At 48.0% G+C, this 15864-nt stretch carries 13 protein-coding genes and 1 tRNA gene; 7 read left to right on the forward strand and 7 right to left on the reverse strand.

Annotated features, from left to right (window positions below; genetic code table 11):
• Positions 1-66: 66 nt before the first annotated feature.
• Positions 67-954: an aspartyl protease family protein gene (locus DEV76_RS17675; protein WP_109699373.1), complete on the forward strand. Its 888-nt coding sequence runs from the start codon at positions 67-69 to the stop codon at positions 952-954.
• 9 nt (positions 955-963) lie between these two features.
• Here the strand turns inward: DEV76_RS17675 and DEV76_RS17680 are convergent, their stop codons facing one another.
• The 5 genes from DEV76_RS17680 to DEV76_RS17700 form a co-directional block, all read right to left on the reverse strand.
• Positions 964-1575, reverse strand: coding sequence for a hypothetical protein (locus DEV76_RS17680; RefSeq protein ID WP_109699250.1), 612 nt, complete (start codon positions 1573-1575; stop codon positions 964-966).
• Between the two features lie 168 nt (positions 1576-1743).
• On the reverse strand, positions 1744-2526 hold the full coding sequence (locus tag DEV76_RS17685) for a hypothetical protein (protein ID WP_157962957.1): 783 nt from the start codon (positions 2524-2526) through the stop codon (positions 1744-1746).
• A 239-nt stretch (positions 2527-2765) separates the two neighbouring features.
• The gene (locus tag DEV76_RS17690; protein ID WP_109699252.1) at positions 2766-2975 is read right to left on the reverse strand and encodes a hypothetical protein; all 210 of its coding nucleotides are present in this window, start codon (positions 2973-2975) and stop codon (positions 2766-2768) included.
• A 15-nt stretch (positions 2976-2990) separates the two neighbouring features.
• Positions 2991-3890, reverse strand: coding sequence for a helix-turn-helix domain-containing protein (locus tag DEV76_RS17695; RefSeq protein ID WP_109699253.1), 900 nt, complete (start codon positions 3888-3890; stop codon positions 2991-2993).
• 143 nt (positions 3891-4033) lie between these two features.
• Positions 4034-4756: a hypothetical protein gene (locus tag DEV76_RS17700; RefSeq protein ID WP_109699254.1), complete on the reverse strand. Its 723-nt coding sequence runs from the start codon at positions 4754-4756 to the stop codon at positions 4034-4036.
• 161 nt (positions 4757-4917) lie between these two features.
• On the opposite strand from DEV76_RS17700, the gene DEV76_RS17705 reads away from it, so the two are divergent.
• A tRNA-Lys gene (locus DEV76_RS17705) sits at positions 4918-4990 on the forward strand.
• Between the two features lie 154 nt (positions 4991-5144).
• Here DEV76_RS17705 and DEV76_RS17710 read toward each other — a convergent pair.
• Both DEV76_RS17710 and DEV76_RS17715 read right to left on the reverse strand, forming a co-directional pair.
• Positions 5145-6146, reverse strand: a complete 1002-nt coding sequence (locus tag DEV76_RS17710; protein WP_109699255.1) for an NADP-dependent oxidoreductase — start codon at positions 6144-6146, stop codon at positions 5145-5147.
• Positions 6147-6197: 51 nt separating this feature from the next.
• Entirely contained in the window at positions 6198-7406 is a 1209-nt protein-coding gene (locus DEV76_RS17715) for a winged helix-turn-helix domain-containing protein (protein WP_109699256.1), read from the reverse strand.
• A gap of 91 nt (positions 7407-7497) precedes the next feature.
• Between DEV76_RS17715 and DEV76_RS17720 the strand changes: the two genes are divergently transcribed.
• The 5 genes from DEV76_RS17720 (at position 7498) to DEV76_RS17740 (ending at position 15811) form a co-directional block, all read left to right on the forward strand.
• A complete protein-coding gene (locus tag DEV76_RS17720; protein WP_157962958.1) occupies positions 7498-8118 on the forward strand; it encodes an RNA polymerase sigma-70 factor in 621 nt (206 codons plus the stop codon).
• Between the two features lie 90 nt (positions 8119-8208).
• Positions 8209-9465, forward strand: a complete 1257-nt coding sequence (locus DEV76_RS17725) for a FecR family protein (RefSeq protein ID WP_109699258.1) — start codon at positions 8209-8211, stop codon at positions 9463-9465.
• Positions 9466-9657: 192 nt separating this feature from the next.
• The gene (locus DEV76_RS17730) at positions 9658-13146 is read left to right on the forward strand and encodes a SusC/RagA family TonB-linked outer membrane protein (RefSeq protein ID WP_198652111.1); all 3489 of its coding nucleotides are present in this window, start codon (positions 9658-9660) and stop codon (positions 13144-13146) included.
• An 11-nt stretch (positions 13147-13157) separates the two neighbouring features.
• Positions 13158-14678, forward strand: a complete 1521-nt coding sequence (locus DEV76_RS17735) for a RagB/SusD family nutrient uptake outer membrane protein (protein WP_109699260.1) — start codon at positions 13158-13160, stop codon at positions 14676-14678.
• 17 nt (positions 14679-14695) lie between these two features.
• On the forward strand, positions 14696-15811 hold the full coding sequence (locus tag DEV76_RS17740; RefSeq protein WP_198652112.1) for a TlpA disulfide reductase family protein: 1116 nt from the start codon (positions 14696-14698) through the stop codon (positions 15809-15811).
• The last annotated feature ends 53 nt before the right edge of the window (positions 15812-15864 follow it).

Below are 15864 nucleotides of genomic sequence, written 5' to 3' on the forward strand. Positions count from 1 at the left end.
GCAATGTTAACAGCAGGCGGGCCGGGCATTTTTTTCAAATGCTTATCTTCACCCAAACTTTTTTACATGAAACCGTGCTTACTGGCGTTATGCTTCGCCTGCTTATTCCTTACAACCAATGCCCAGTCATCTGCCCAAAACGAACTGCCTTTCCAGGTGATGGAATCAGGCCATATACTGGTGAAAGCCAAAGTAGACGGGGTGGAAGGCAGCTTTATTTTCGATACCGGGGCCGGACTGACAGTTTTTACCAAAACCTTTTTCGGCAAACTGCAGCATGTAAAAAAGGAAGACGGGGGCTATACCGGCTTCCGTGCCACGGGCGAGCGGCTGGATATAGACCTGTATGAAGTCCGCAATTTTGAATTCGGGCCCCTGAAGAAGGCCGTGGAAGAAGTGAGTTTCATCGATGCCAACTTCGGCGGGATCGATGGTATCATTGCCATTAAGCTGCTGGAACATCAACCCTTCACGATCGATTTTACAAAGAAGGTGATCCGTTTCGAAAACAAACAAACGCTGGCCACCATCCGCAAAACCGCCAAAACGATCCCCCTGCAGCTGGAGCAATCCCGCAACCGGTCGCTGACGATCTTCGCTTACTTCGTGGTGAATGACAGCTTGCGGTTACAATGCTCGCTGGATAGCGGGGCGGGTAAAGACGTATTCCGCCTCAACGCGAAGCACCTCAGCCGCCTGCATGTGGATGTTACGGATACCACGAATGTGAAGCGCGTAGAGCGGAAGAGTGAGTTCAACGAAAACTTCAAATCGTCTATCTACATCACCCGGTTAAGGAATCTTTCACCCGAAGCAGTGCCATCCATTCAGACGGGTCCGTTCCGGGTGCAACTGGTGGAGGGATTGATATATGATGGTATCATGTGGATCAGCTGGCTGGGCCCCAAACTCACCTTCGATCTTTCTGCCCCGGCGTTGTTAGTGCGCAACTAAATGCGTGCTTTACCCGATCTTATAAAACACTCCCGTAAAAGTAAGCATGATGAGGATGGTGACGATGGCTCCAAAAACAAGGATACCGGTGGTCTCTTTTCTCACCCTGTTTTCCTTAGCCGGTTTTCCGGTAGATGTTGATGTGGCAGCACGCTTCAGGTAATGCACGCAGGCGATGTGAGTGAATACGCTGATGAGGGATAACGTGTAGTAGGGAATGAAGAATAGTTTCTGCGGATATTGTACCGCTACATTCGCAGCGAAAAAGAAATCGGTATCTATATGCCATTGATACCGGGCCATCATTACCGCCATAACATGATTAATGAGGAAGAGGGCAAGATAGCCGCCACTGAGGATCTGCAGCTTTACTGCAAGCGGTTTTTTACGGAATCCTTTCTTCACGATCAGGGTAACGCCGCTGATGATCTGTGAAGCCACGCAGGCCAGCAGTAATATTTCAACCGGCGGAAAACGGTAGATCTTCCGGAGAATGTTCATGGCATCTATATGCGCCTGCGGGCCTGCCAGGGCAAAGAGATGATTGGTGAAATGCAGTAGCAGAAAGGATGCGATGATAATACCGGAAACCCGGTGAAACTTTTGGAGCGCCGTTGCCATAGGTTACTGATTGCGAATTAGTCAGGTCTTATAAGAATGCTGCAGAGATTTCTCTGAAACGAGCATGAATATACGCTACAAGTGATTGCTGCAAATAATAAAGTTGATAAATGCAGCTAAAATACCTGTATTCCGGTATCAGTAATGACATGAGTTGATTACCCCGCGTTAAAACACATCCACTATTTTTGCAGCACCGCTCCATCTTGAAATTTCAAGTTCCCCGAACCTGTCTGGCAGCCCCATTTCTACGCCTATGGCGAGTACCAGCGAATCTGCATCGGTGATATCACCACTGAGCTGCACTTCTACTTCAGTAGCTTCCACGGTTGCCCGGGCATGCTGCCATGCAGAGGCGGCGGATACTACTTCTCCGGGTTCGGTATATGGAAGATCGTTGCCGGTAAAAACAATATCCCGTACCACTCCCAGAGAAACGATGAAATGGTAGAACACAGTACCCGGCGGCAGGTACAGATTGATATCAGGGATGATGGCCGGGATCGTTACGGAGGCAGTTCCCAGCTCGCGGTTAGTGGTAATTGCCAGCGGGTGACTGAGGATACTGTCAAATGGATCTTTCAGGTTGAGATTGAAGCCTTTCAGCAGCGTTTTGTTTTGGGAGAGGATAACGTTCCTTTCCCCACGGTAGCCAACAGTATCCATCATCTGGATTTTTCTGGCGCGTTTGGTGATAGCCCCCGTGAAATTAGAATCTCCCAGGTGTTTAACAGGGAAAATTGCGCGGCGGATACCGGCGGTGAGCAGGGTGGAAGCTTTGAACTCGGAGTTGTTCTCACGCAGGCGTGCAAACTTCGGTTCTGCTTTTATCTGCTCCTTAGTGGGCCCGGTACCCATTCGTAAGATCACTTTATCCGACCCTTTTCGCTTATAGGCCGAGATCTTACCTATTCTTCCGGTGAACTCAAAAGGAGAGTTTAACATTGCCATGGTGTATGGTTTTTGGTAGTTAACTATTAGATTTTGGTATATCTAATATACCGATAAACCAGTTTTCAACCAAAAATCCATCCTCTATGTCTTATCCCTTATTAGGATAAGACATAGATAAGGTATAGATAAGTCATAGATAAGGCATAGATAAGTCATATCTCTTTAAATGGTAAAATAACATATTAGTTAGGTTAAAATAGTATTTAAGTACTGTAGTGATAAAGATGGATTTCCGGTTAGCGATGAGCCGGTTTGCGGGTGAGGGTCATTAGAATGCCTTCCAGCGCCAGAAGGGTGCCGCCAAATACATATAGGAAGAGCATCATGCATGCGATGGGCAGCAGGGTAATGAGGGTGACGGTATGCATTCCCCGGTGCATATGCCGCATGGTACGGCCCAGCATCACACCCATGTCCCGGAAGAAGTAGTTGATGGTAGTTTCCATTGGATGGTTTTCCGGTTATTGGGTGAGTAAGGTGATACCTGATACATCGGCTTTCCCGTTTTTGAGGAATTCGAACGTGAGCCGGTCGGCCTGACAATTGATGAACTGGATGCCTTTGAGGGTTCTGCCTTTAAAGAAAGTATTCAGCAGGGTGGCGTTTTGGAAGGTGACCCGGGTAAAGGCACAGTTATCGAAGTAGCAGTCTTCCACCGTACCGTCGATCACGATATCGGAGAGGTCTGTACCATGGAAGGAGGTTTGGTTCCATACGGAGCCGGTTACGATGTTTTTCTGGAAGGAGCTGGATTCGAATTTAGCCGCTGTGAAATCGGCGTTGGAGAAATCACAGCCTTTGATGTGGCTGCCGGATATTTCTGTGGCTTTGAGCCCGCTATCCCTGAAACCGTTATTTACGATGTGAGACTTCTGCAGCTGTGCACCGCTGAGGTCGGATGCGGAGAAATCGCAGGAGTCGATGTGATTGCCTTTGAGCAGTAGGCCCTGCAGGTCGGACCCGAGAAACTTACACCTTTGCATATTGGAGCCGCTGAACTTTTCGTGGAGGTTCGTTAGTCCGGAGAAGTCGGCGTCTACCCAGTTCCCCTGAGACATGTCCCAATTGCGCTTCTTTTCAGGCTGCGCGGCAGGTGTGGCGGCAGGGGGCTGGGGTTGGGAAACAGGCGTAGCTGCTTCGGGGGCTGCGGAGGGGAAGGTTTCGGAGAAGTAGTTGAGGTCGGTACCGAGGATTTCGGCCAGACTATTTAAAGTAGCGATATCGGGCATAGATTCTCCGCGTTCCCATTTACCGACGGCCTGGGCGGATATAAAAAGGCGTTGTGCGAGTTGGGCCTGTGAGATGTTTACTTTCTTCCGGGCGGTGGCAATTTTGTTGCCGATCATTTTGGCATGTAACATAAATCGGTGTCTTTGTTTTGACGTTACAAAGATAGGGCGGGGGAATGGCTGCTTCCGCAAAATGGCCACCACTTGTGGTTGTGGGGCCGCTACTTACGGTTGTATTCCGGCAACCGGGGGTGGGATTGAGGGAATTACTCAACTTATAGTGGAGGTAAAGCAATTTTATCGTTCTTCGGATAAGAATGATTCTCCAGGAAGTAGCAATATTTCCGTAGGTCGTTTTCTGCTGTTGTATTGAGGTAATCAATATAGCGTTGCTCCCTGCCTCCGTTCATTTCTCTGAATTTCGGGCTGTTCAGGCTGTTGATTATATCGCCCCGGACAGACCACCAGTTTCGGCATTCGGAATATGTCCAATGGTTATTGCCATTACAGGAGTATCCATCATAAATCTCAACCACCCCGGCGTTTATTACGCAGATCAGCTCAACATAGTTCTGCGGCTGCCTGAATACAAATTCCATTGCCTCGGTGTCGGACAATGTATTATAGGGGGCCTCAGATTCCCCGGTTCCGCAGGTATCGGTTTGGCCGGTATAAAACGGGCCCGGGAAGTTGAAGGGGTGTTTGTCTTTCCAATGCGGATTGTCCAGGGATACTGCTTCGGGTCCTAACAGGTCCAGTTGGAAAAGGAGTTCATCTGTTAAGGGGTATTTCGTTCTGTGCCGGTAGAAAAAGGCAGGGAAATCCGTCCCGAACATCCTTTCCAGCGTTGGTACTTTCTCCTGTGCTTCCTGTTGCTTCTTTGCAATGTATGCTTCGAGGTCGAAAGGGGTGAAAGTTTTATGTTCTATATGGCTGTTGAGTGTTTTGTTCCCTCCGGTAAAGAGGTTCCTGATCAGATCAAAAAGGTTTGTGGGCATAGTTGGGTTGTTCTCGTCAAACTTACGGTAAATCCGGTTCCTGTAATACCGGATTTTTGGTTAATAGGGCTAAGTAGCTGTTTCTGATCGTAATAGAGGGGAGGTAGGAAGGTTTTTTGTACGAAGAATAATTTTTTGTTACATTTGCTCCCACCAATAAAGACTCTGTAGCTCAGTTGGTAGAGCAGCTGACTCTTAATCAGCGGGCCCAGGGTTCGAGCCCCTGCGGAGTCACGAAAATGTGATACAAAACTTCAAAAGTTTGTGTCACATTTTTTTTTTATTGTATCCATCCTACCTGTCACTATCTGCCAGCATATGTTCAATTGCCCAAGGCAACCCCTCGTGCAATCTTTATGGCTAACGACACACAGATTCCAGCCTTGACTTATTTAATATTAACTACAACCTTTCCCTTTGCATGGCCACTTTCTACATATTCCAGCGCATCATTGGTTTTTTCGAACCCGAACTCCTTATCCACAACAGGCTTAATAGCGCCGGATTCGATCAGTTTTGTGATCTCATGCAGTTGTTTCCCATCTGCTTTCATAAACAGAAAAGAGTACTGCACGCCAAGTTTCCCTGCTTTCTTTCGGATGCCTGAACTGATCAGTGACAAAATCATTTTGACATACCAGGGGGCTCCCATTGAATTGGCTAAATCAGCCGTTGGCGGACCCGAAATTGAAATGAGTTTACCTCCCCGTTTGAGTATATTCAGCGATTTTTTTAAAGTACCTGTATCCTGGCTGTTCAGCACCAGGTCATAGTCTTTCAACACATTTTCAAAATCTTGCTTTTTATAATCTATCAGGACATCTGCGCCAAGCCCCTTCAGCATATCAAAACTTTTTTCGCTGGCTGTAGTCGCAACCGTTGCGCCCAGATGTTTTGCAAGCTGAATTGCAATGGTACCCACTCCGCCGGATCCTGCCTGGATAAATACTTTCTGGCCTTTTTTCAGGTTGCCCAGCTCTACCAGAGCCTGCCAGGCCGTCAACGCTACCAACGGAACAGAAGCCGCTTCTACTGTCGAAATGTTCTTTGGTTTTAATGCAACATCATTTTCATTGATTGCAATGTATTCGGCAAATGTCCCGATATGAAAATCAGCAGGACGAGCGTAAACCTGGTCTCCCACTTTGAATTGCTTCACATTTTTTCCAACCTGGGTGATTATGCCCGCGGCATCATGCCCCAGGATCAATGGAAACTTGTAGGGCAGGATCAATTTGAATTCGCCTGATTTGATCTTGGAGTCCAGAAGGTTCACACCGCTGGCGTGCACCTCTATCAGTACTTCATTGTCTTTTACTTCCGGAGTAGCGACCTCTTCTAACAGAAGCTTCGCTTTTTTATCGTATTTCCTGATTAGAAAAGCTTTCATAGTTTGGCTATTTTTTGATAATGTGAAAGTTCTTTGCCACACTTACGTATGTCAGTGTCTGTTCAATTTCACAGGCGCACCAAAAGCTTTCAGCACCTGTTTGTTATTCGATTTAATAATAATCACCTCTCTGCACTGATTGAAGTGCGCGAATGCTCTGATCGCTTCCGTTATTTTATCTGTCATGGTTTGGGATAGTTTCACCGGCTCAAAATGAAGATTATGGATGGTGAGCGTGCGTTGTTTCCTGTCTGCCTTTGAATCCATCCGGGCTACAAAGGTGTCCCCAATCAACACCGGTAAGGAAAAGTATCCGTATATACGCTTCGCCTGCGGTACAAAACATTCTATCTGGTAATCGAAGTTAAAGAAATCCTTTAAACGATGCCGGTGTACGTTCAATGTATCGAACGGAGATAAGATAAATGCATCACCGCTCAGGGTTATCTTTTTGTTTTTGTAGGAGGGGAGCATGTAAAGGGGAGCGGTGGTCAGTCCTTCGACGGATACGGGGCAAACTTCTCCTTCGGCAACCATCTTTTCCAGCTCCGTTTTTACTTTGTTATCTTTTACAAAATTGGCCCGCCAGGCAATGTCTTTTGCATTGGCTATCCCCAGGGATTGTAAAGAACGCCGGATAGTATGCCGGGCAAATTCTTCCGGATTGGGCATGGTGGTATCAATGTCAACCGGTATGAGGTTGATGGGCAGGTCGTATATCTTATGGAAGTTCTTGTTTCGGGTGCACATGAGGCTTCCGTCGAGGAAGAGTCTTTCGAGGGCTACTTTTGCCGGGCGCCAGTCCCACCAGCCGGAACTTGCCACCGGGGTATCATTATCGAAATCCTTCACCATCTGGGGGCCTTCACGGGCTATTCTGTCGAGTATTTTTTTCATAAGACTGATCTCCTGCTGCGTCATGGGCTTTCTGCGGGATAAAAAGCTTTCCTTAACAGGCAATGAGAAACGGTATTCGTGCATGGGGATATAACCTGTGCCGTATGTGAAGAATTCAAAGATGTGCCCATCCGCCAGCAGCTCATCAATCCATTCCGGTTTATAGTCCGGCACACGGGATGCTATGGCATGGTGATGTGCCCGCTCCACAACATTATTGGTATCGATCTGGATAAATCCCAGGTGGTCGATCAGTTTGTAGACAGCCTCCATGCCTTTCCCGAACTGGCCGGGCTTTGCCAGTCCTGCCGCATGAAGGATTATTTTTTTTGCCTGATCGCCGGATAGTATATGTTGCTTCATAAGTCAGGTAAAATAAGGAAAAATCCTCTTGTGACATGGGAGCCGTCATTGAAACAGGATTGTTAGGATAATTTCCGTCATAAAATTATCTTTGAAAAGCAGACATAGCATAAAAGTATATCAGGCATTGCAAAATAGTGTGTTACATAGTGAGGAAGATTTAATATTACGTTTAAATGAAGGCGATGTAGCGGCATTCGACGGACTTTTTATGGAAATGTACCCTGCACTGTGCCTGCTTTCTAACCGTATTGTTTTCGATGATGCCGCAGCGAAAGACATCGTGTCGGAAGTGTTCCTGCAATTATGGAAAACCCGCACCTTTCTAAGCGAAGTAAAAAGCATTAAAGCCTATCTGTACGTAGCCACCCGCAACCGTTCCCTCAATCATCTTAAGAAACTCAAACGCAACGAGAAGAAAGTACAGGAAGCTTATGTAAAGCAACTGGAAGAGAAATCGTATGAGGATATTCTGCAGAATGTCTTTAATGCGGAGGCCGTCCGCCTGTTGCATGAAGCCATTTTAACCCTGCCCCCAGAATGCACCAAAGTAGTGCAGCTGAATATTGAAGGCTTCAGTACCAATGAAATTGCACAGCAACTGGGGATCTCCCCTTCGGCGGTAAGCCACCAGAAAGCCAGGGCCATTAAATTACTACGGGGTAAAATCGTTCCCGGTATGGCACTTATCAGCCTGTTCCTGGCAGATTAATACATTATAATATTATTTCTTTGAAAATTCTTCCCTTCGGAGGTCAAATCCGGAGTATTGCTGTTGTCTTATTGTGAACAGACATGAGAAATGATGGAAGCAGACGATATTCCCGGGCATGAATTGCCCGAACTCCTGAGGGCTGCCAGGCTCACAGTGTATGAAAAGTTAGATCAGTTATCGGAGGCGGAGAAGGAAGAGTTGCAGCGCTGGCTGCAGCAAAATCCACAGCATCAGGCGTGGTATGACCAGCTGAGTACTCCAGATAACCTTTCTGCGCTGAATAAGGAGTATACTACTTTTAAAGCGGCCGCACAGCCGGCACTGGATGCTTTTCACAGGCAACACCTGCAGGAACCTGCGTTAGCCGAAACTCCCCGAACTGCTAAATTACTCCGCCTTTCATGGGTACGCTATGACGCAGCGGTTTTGCTGCTGCTGGCGGGGGCATGGTACTTCTGGCCGGTGAAGCCTGTGGAACTGGCTAAGCAGGAACCCAAAGCCATACAGCAAATCTTACCCGGACAGGAAGGCGCTATCCTCACCCTTGCAGATGGCTCCACCATCCTGCTCGATTCTGTGGGCAATGGCATCGTAGCCCATCAGAGCGGGGCCGATCTTTCAGTGAAGAACGGTCAGCTGGCATATAATTCGGCCGGTAAAACTTCCGCTGAAGAATCCTTTAATACCCTCACTACTCCCAAGGGGAGGCAATACAAAATCCTTCTTCCGGATGGTACCACTGCCTGGCTTAATGCTGCCAGCTCCATCCGATTTCCCACACAGTTTACGAATAGTACCCGCCGGGTTGCTATCAGGGGGGAAGTTTATTTCGAAGTGGCCCAGATGAAGAAAGCAGGGGAAACCGTGCCCTTCATCGTGAATGCGGACGAGCGGTTCGAAGTGGAAGTGCTGGGTACACACTTTAACGTTAACGCTTATACCGATGAACCGGTGCTGCATACCACGCTGCTGGAAGGGAAGGTGGCAGTTACCACAAACCGGCAGGGTAAGCGGCAGAAAGTAGTCCTAAAGCCCGGAGAACAGGCCTCCCTTACCATGAAGGGCGATGTTGCGGATAATATGACCGTAAAACCCGGTGATATCGGAAAGGTAATGGCCTGGAAGAACGGGGTGTTTGATTTTGAGGACGCTAAGATAGATGAAGTAATGCGCCAGCTGAAGCGCTGGTATGATATAGAGGTTAAATATGAATCAGGTGTACCTGATATAGAATTTGTAGGTAAAATGACGCGGGATATACCGCTGAACGGATTATTGATTGCACTGGAAAAATCGAATGTTCATTTTCGCTTAGAGGGCAGAACACTGATCGTAATGCCCTGATCGGGCTAAAATAAAAAGCCGGAACCGATTGGCCTCGTTTCCGGCGGATTTTAGCTGTTACATAAAAGGTTTCGCATACCAATTTTATTCACAACCAAAATTAGTTCACAATTTATGCAAAAAACTGCTTATGGTTGCCTTTATTTCTCTGCCCTGCAGGGGAACAGACTGTCGGCACAAATTTCAAAAGTAATGAGGCTGCTACCTCTTTTTCTTATCACAGCCCTGGTTTCCGTGCAGGGGGCAACATCTGCCCAGTCAGTAACACTTTCAGGTAAAAACCTTACCCTGAAAAAAGTGTTTTCGGCCATCGAAAAGCAAACCGGATATGTGGTGTTCAGCAATAAAGAATTGCTGTCAGGATCAAAAGTTATCTCACTCTCCGTTGTAGATGCTCCCCTGAAAAACGTACTGGACCTGGTTCTGAAAAATCAGGATCTCGGTTATGTGCTGCAGGGGAAAACGATTATACTCTCCGGTAAACCGCGGAACGCTTCCGTTACCTCAGCTGCTGAAGCTGCCCCCGTGGCAGTACTTACCGGCCGTGTTACCGATATGGAAGGTGCGGCATTGCCCGGTGTAAGCATACAGGTGAAAGAAACCCGGAAGGGTACTGCCACCGCTGCTGATGGAACCTTTTCCATTGCTGCCGGTGAAGGGAATACACTCCGCTTCTCCTATGTAGGCTTTACGCCCCGTGAAATGACCGTTACCGCAGAAATGCTGAAAGAAGGGCAGCCAGCCCTCAACATAAAACTCAGCCGTGCTTCCACCAAACTGGATGAAGTGGCTATTACCGTAAACACCGGTTATCAGTCAGTTTCCCGGGAAAGGATGACAGGCGCCTATTCTTCCGTACAAACCAAACGGCTGGAAGGTAAACTGCAACCCAGTTTGCTCACCGCCCTTGAAGGACAGGCAGCCGGTGTTGCCGTCACCAAAGAAGGGAAGATAGAAGTACGCGGCAGATCTACTTTTCTGGCTAATGGTGAACCGCTGGTGGTGATCGACGGGTATCCTGCCCCCGGTGGACTGGAATCTGTGAACATGGATAACGTGGAAACCATTACCGTGCTGAAAGATGCGGTGGCTGCATCCATCTATGGTGCGCGTTCTTCCAACGGTGTAATTGTTATTACCACCAAAACCGCTAAGCGCGGTAAAATGCAGTTAAGCTATAAAGGCAGCACGGGCATGACGCTCCGCCCTCAATTATCCTACCTCAATAAAACCAGTGCCGCAGATTATGTAGATGCGGAAATGGACTATTATAACAGCGATGCAACCAATGTAGGCTGGGATTATGAAACATATACCACCTATGGCCGCGTAACGCAGTTATTGATCAGCAAAGAGCAGGGGCTCCTTACGGAAGCGGAAGTGAATGCCGAGCTCAGCCTGCTGAGGAAGAACAATACCCTGCAACAACTGGAAAAGCATTTATACCGTTCAGCTTCAACGCAACAGCACAACATCTCTCTTTCCGCCAATTCTGAGAAATTTGCAACCAATGCTGCCGTTCGTTATATCGCCAACAAGGGTAACATGAAGGGTAACAGCAACGACCGCCTTATCCTTGACCTGAAGAACGACTGGAAGCCTGCAGACCGGGTGAGCATTAAAATGTTCACCAATATCAATTTCAACAACAACAATGCGCCACTGGACGGAATTGATATGCTCGATTTTTCCACCCTGCGGGTTATGAAGCCTTATTACAACATTGTGGATGCATCCGGCAATCCGAATAACATTCCTGCCGTGCGCCCCGACCTCATTCAGCGCTATGCAGACTATGGCGGCCTTAAATCCATGGAATATAACCCCCTGAACGATCTGGGCTTTTCCACCACCAGGAACCAGGCCTTCATGGCAAGGTTAGGCGCCAGTGTTACGGTGGATATCCTCGATGGCTTAAGTGCTGAAGTAGGCGGCTCCTGGACGAGAGGGAGCGGCATGCTCCGCAACCTGCGTGGCGCCAATTCATTGTATGTGCGCTCCTTTTACAATGCTGCATCTTCTATCAGCAGTCCGGGTAAGCATTACCTCCCTGAAGGGGCAATACTGAATGAAACCCGTAGCCAGAGTGAGGCTTATACCCTCAGGGCGCAGGTGAACTACGGCAAAACCTTCAACCGCCTGCACCGCATCTCAGTAATTGCAGGTAGTGAGGTTAACAAAGACCTCGTTGATAATAATACCGCTCCTGGAAGAGTAGGGTATAACGATCAGGCAGGAACGTTTGCCACTTTCAATTACCTCGATTTCAACAGCAACGCCTATAAATCCGATTTCCTGTTTCCCGATGGTATGAACGTTATCAGCAACGGGTCTTACTCCCTGCGCGATAACCGGTTCTTTTCCGTGTACTCCAATGGCTCTTATGAATACGATAACCGTTTCATCCTGAGCGGTAGCGCCCGTATTGACCAGGGGAACCTGTTTGGTACCAACCCGAAATACAGGTATAAGCCTAACTGGTCTGTAGGCGGTACCTATAAACTTGGTCAGGAAAAGTTCTTTAACGTTTCCTGGATCGATAAGCTGAATATCCGCGGTTCTTATGGCATCAATGGAAACATCTCCTTTACACAGGGGCCTTTCCTGCTGATCACGCCTGCCAACTATTCTGCCATCACTGGTGGTATCCCTTATACCATTTCATCCCTGCCGGATAACAACCTGCGCTGGGAGCGTACCATCATCACGAATGTGGGGACGGATATGCGATTGATAGGAGGAAGGCTCAACCTTACACTCGATTATTACAACAAACTCAGTAAAGACCTGCTGGCGCCCGACTTCATTGATCCTACCTACGGCAGATTCATGGTTACGCGCAATGCAGGTTCCGCAAGGAATACGGGTATAGAACTTTCACTGGAATCTGATGTGGTGAAAGGGGATAAATTCGGCTGGAACGTATTCTTCAATGGAAGTTACAACAAGAGCAAGGTGTTGCAGTTTAACTACGATTACCCCAGCCCCAACTTCCTCACCTTCAGTTTTTCCAGTACTATTCTGGGTAGTAATGCAGGTGCAGTGTTAAGGACAGGATATCCGCTGGATGGTATCTTCAGCTATAAGTTTGCCGGACTGGATAATACCGGTACACCGCAATACTATTCCGAAGCCGGGAAGAAGATATACGGCAACGACCTTACGGTGAAAGACATGGTGTATTCCGGTACTGCCAGGCCGAAGTTCCTGCTGAGTCTTACCAATACCTTCAGCTACGAACGCTTCGATCTTTCCTTTATGGTGATCAGCCAACTGGGAGGCGTATTCCGTAAGGATACTTATAACGGGGATAATTTCGATCATAAGGATGTATCCATGCGCTGGCGCAAACCCGGTGATGAGCAGCATACCATTTATCCCAAGCTCGCAGCTTTCAATACAGACGCCTGGTATTTCCCGTACATAGAAACGATGATCCAGAAAGCGGACTTTGTGAAACTCCGCGATCTCACCCTGTCCTACAGGCTGGATAATAAAATATTCGGCAACACCGGTCTTAACAGTGCAAGATTGTATTTCCAGAGCCGGAATCTCCTTACCTGGACTGCCAACAACGTGGGTATAGATCCTGAAACCATTGAGCAGAGCGTGAATAAGCCTGTTAACAGGGGGCTTCCCATGAGACCCGAGTTCTACATCGGTTTTTCTGTAAACCTTTAATCTGATTATTTATGAGCAATCAAAAATATATTCTCTTCTTTTCCGCCGTTATGCTGATGAGCTCCTGCAAGGAGTACCTCGACGTGAAGCCCAAAGGAAAGCTGATTCCTTCTTCGGTGGCCGACTATGATCACCTCCTGGATAATACCAGTACGGTAGAACTCAATTTCCTCGATGGTAATAAAGGGTCGGTGCTGGCCCACATTGGAGATAACCTTGAAGTGACGGAAGGGCAGGGGAAGGTAGGTTATATCCTGAGCAGTCACCCCAATGTGGAGCGTTATTATGGTTACACTTATCGCCAGCCTTATAAGAACCCCAACCTCGACGATCAGTTCTGGAGTGCAGGCTCTCAGGGTATGTATCCGCAGGTTTCCTACTTCAATAACGTAATAGAAGGCATCCGGGGTATTGGTCAGAAAACGCAGGAAGAAGAGGCATTGGCCAGAACTACCACTGCACAGGCTTTGGTAGCAAGGGCATGGTGCTATTTAAATGCCAATATGATTTATGGGCCGGTATTCAAACCCGGGGCTGCTAATGCCGCCAGAACCATTCCTTACGTGGTGGATGTGGATATCAATAAACCCATTCCCGATTTGTCTACCTCCGCAGAAGTAGCAGCCCGGGTGCTGAGAGAGCTGCATGAGGCTTTACCCAATCTGCCGGTCCGGTCCAGCTGGCCTTCCCGCGCCAATAAGGCTACGGGGCATGCCATGCTGGCTTATTATCACCTGTTTACCCAGAAGTATGATAGCGTGGTGCATTATGCTAACCTGGCATGGACGGCTGCGGGCAACCCGGCCAATGTGATATACGACTACAATAAATTCAGGCTGGCTGATCCTGCACGGCCGCTTACTTCACTGATCCTTACCCCGCAGGATAACCTTACCAATGTGGTGAACAGCCGTGAAATACTGTTCTACAGGGCCACCGAGAGGGATGCGGGCGTTGGTGCTTCGCTTTCTTATCCATCTGCAGAGATGATTGCCTTGTTTGATAAGACAACCGACCTGCGGTATAGTTTCTTCTACCTCAATGCTCCGGGATACAAAACTACACAGGGCGGCGGCTTTGATGATGGTATGCGCATCAGCCATTACCGTTTCCGCAAAATGAAGCTGACCGACGGATTCTCCTGGCCGGAGATATTGCTCATGCGGGCAGAGGGCTATGCGAGAATGAATAAGCTGGATCTTGCCATTGCCGATCTCAATACCCTTCGCCAATACCGCCATAAAACCGGTACGCCTGAGCTTACCGTTGGCACGCAGGACCAGGTGATTCAGCAGGTGCTGGAAGAAAGAAGGCGGGAGCTGCCCATCGGCGGGTTTAAAAGGTTCCTCGACCTGAAACGCTTTACCCTTGAAAACGGCAAGCCCTGGTCTAAGGCGCAGATCGTACATAAGGTAGGCGGCCAGACTTACACCGGTACCATTGACTCAAAGGATTTCATTATCCCCATCAGCAATGTGGTGCTTAAGTTTAATCCTAACTGGGGTATTCCGCTGGAAACCCGTCCTTATTAATACTTTAAAGGATGCACATGCGAAAGATATTACCGGTATTAGTATTAACCGGCTTAGCTACCGGCAGCTCGGTAGCCCAACAGAAGATCGTTATCAAAGGCACTGTAAAAGGCGACCTGAAAGGATATAATAAAGTGTATGTGGTAGAAGAAGGTGAGAAGAAGGATTCGGTGGAAGTGAAGAATGGCCGTTTTACCCTCAGCATACCATATGTAAAAGATGCTATTCCATCTCTGCAGGCGGAGTATGATATGCATCAGAAACCGGTGCTTCCGGCATTTCCGGTAGTGGCAGACAGGCCGGGTACTGTTTATCTGGAGGTTGTTGATCTGGCCAAAGGGTTCCGCTCCGCTACCATCAGCGGGAATAAATCGGCCGTTGCCTTTCAGGCTTTTGAACAGGGCAGGGAGCAGGTAAGGCTGGAGATGGTTGCTGCTGTAAATAAACGGTTTAATGGTAATCCGAAGCGCGACTCTGCTTATAACGCAGCTTTCCAGGAAGAGATAAAACTGCGGCTGATCCCATATATCTGCAATTTTGTGGAAGCCCATGCGGATGCTTATATAGGAGCTTACATTCTGGGCCGTTACCAGCCGGTTATTCCGGAACAGGATCTGGAAAGGCTGTATAAAAAGCTGGGCCCCGTTCAGCAACGTACCCGTCCGGGTACAGAAGTGGCAGCCCGTTTACTGGGTTTTAAACGTGCCGAGCCCGGTAAAGAAGTGGTGGATTTTACTTTGAATACACCTGAAGACCTGCCGGTTACTTTCAGCAGTTACCGGGGCAAGTATGTGTTGATCGATTTCTGGTCGAGCTGGTGCGGGCCCTGTAAAGCTGCCTTTCCGTATATGAAGGAAATGTATAAGCATTACAAGAGCGATCAGTTCGAGATCCTGGGTATATCCATTGACCAGAAGAAGAGTGCCTGGCTGAAAGAACTGGATACACAGAAGCTGCCCTGGCCACAGTTGCTGGATACCAAAAATGTGTCGGTGAACGGCTTTGCTGTAACCGCTGTGCCTACTGCTTACCTGATCAGCCCGGAAGGGAAGATTATTATGAAGCAGGTTGGTTTCGGCGAAAACGGGGATGGAGAAATAGAGAAGAAGCTCAAAGAGTTGTTTGGAAAATAAATAATGGCGTATTGCCTGTTAAAAGCTTTTAGTTAATTTACAAGATCTGAAAT

It is taken from the genome of Chitinophaga deserti, assembly GCF_003149455.1.
Classification (GTDB): domain Bacteria; phylum Bacteroidota; class Bacteroidia; order Chitinophagales; family Chitinophagaceae; genus Chitinophaga; species Chitinophaga deserti.

Excerpts from the sequence above, each read along its gene's own strand:
- DEV76_RS17740 (WP_198652112.1), top strand. The coding sequence starts at position 14,696 with ATGCGAAAGATATTACCGGTATTAGTATTAACCGGCTTAGCTACCGGC.
- DEV76_RS17685 (WP_157962957.1), bottom strand. The coding sequence starts at position 2,526 with ATGGCAATGTTAAACTCTCCTTTTGAGTTCACCGGAAGAATAGGTAAG.
- DEV76_RS17690 (WP_109699252.1), bottom strand. The coding sequence starts at position 2,975 with ATGGAAACTACCATCAACTACTTCTTCCGGGACATGGGTGTGATGCTG.
- DEV76_RS17680 (WP_109699250.1), bottom strand. The coding sequence starts at position 1,575 with ATGGCAACGGCGCTCCAAAAGTTTCACCGGGTTTCCGGTATTATCATC.
- DEV76_RS17725 (WP_109699258.1), top strand. The coding sequence starts at position 8,209 with ATGATGGAAGCAGACGATATTCCCGGGCATGAATTGCCCGAACTCCTG.
- DEV76_RS17675 (WP_109699373.1), top strand. The coding sequence starts at position 67 with ATGAAACCGTGCTTACTGGCGTTATGCTTCGCCTGCTTATTCCTTACA.
- DEV76_RS17730 (WP_198652111.1), top strand. The coding sequence starts at position 9,658 with ATGAGGCTGCTACCTCTTTTTCTTATCACAGCCCTGGTTTCCGTGCAG.
- DEV76_RS17735 (WP_109699260.1), top strand. The coding sequence starts at position 13,158 with ATGAGCAATCAAAAATATATTCTCTTCTTTTCCGCCGTTATGCTGATG.
- DEV76_RS17695 (WP_109699253.1), bottom strand. The coding sequence starts at position 3,890 with ATGTTACATGCCAAAATGATCGGCAACAAAATTGCCACCGCCCGGAAG.
- DEV76_RS17715 (WP_109699256.1), bottom strand. The coding sequence starts at position 7,406 with ATGAAGCAACATATACTATCCGGCGATCAGGCAAAAAAAATAATCCTT.
- DEV76_RS17700 (WP_109699254.1), bottom strand. The coding sequence starts at position 4,756 with ATGCCCACAAACCTTTTTGATCTGATCAGGAACCTCTTTACCGGAGGG.
- DEV76_RS17710 (WP_109699255.1), bottom strand. The coding sequence starts at position 6,146 with ATGAAAGCTTTTCTAATCAGGAAATACGATAAAAAAGCGAAGCTTCTG.